Raw genomic sequence first — 293 nt, 5'->3', positions numbered from 1 at the left:
GGTGGAGCCCGTCGGCCGGGCTCGTGCCGGGGGCGGCGGTGATGACGGCGGGGGCGGCGCGGACGGTCAGTGAGCGGACGGTGGCCACCGGGGTGCCGGTGGGGTCGGCGAGGGTGAGCGCGAGGCTGTCGGGGCCGGTGGGGGTGAGCCGGACGCGGAGTGCGGTGGCGCCGGTGGCGCGGAGGGTCACCCCGTCCCAGACGAAAGGCAGGCGTCCCTCGCCGGGCGTACCGGCGAAGGGGCCGCCCGCGAGGACGGCGGTGTGCAGGGCAGCGTCGGCGAGCGCCGGGTGC

The 293-nt window shown here is 79.9% G+C and carries 1 protein-coding gene; it reads right to left on the bottom strand.

Annotated elements, in window-relative coordinates:
- A partial coding sequence (locus tag AOK08_RS47550; RefSeq protein WP_241827073.1) for a polyketide synthase dehydratase domain-containing protein occupies nucleotides 1-293 on the bottom strand: 293 nt, incomplete at both ends.

The sequence above is a fragment of the Streptomyces graminilatus genome (assembly GCF_001418565.1).
Taxonomy (GTDB): domain Bacteria; phylum Actinomycetota; class Actinomycetes; order Streptomycetales; family Streptomycetaceae; genus Streptomyces; species Streptomyces graminilatus.
Note: the sequence above shows the minus strand (reverse complement) of the source record. Positions and strands in the feature narration are given on the sequence as shown.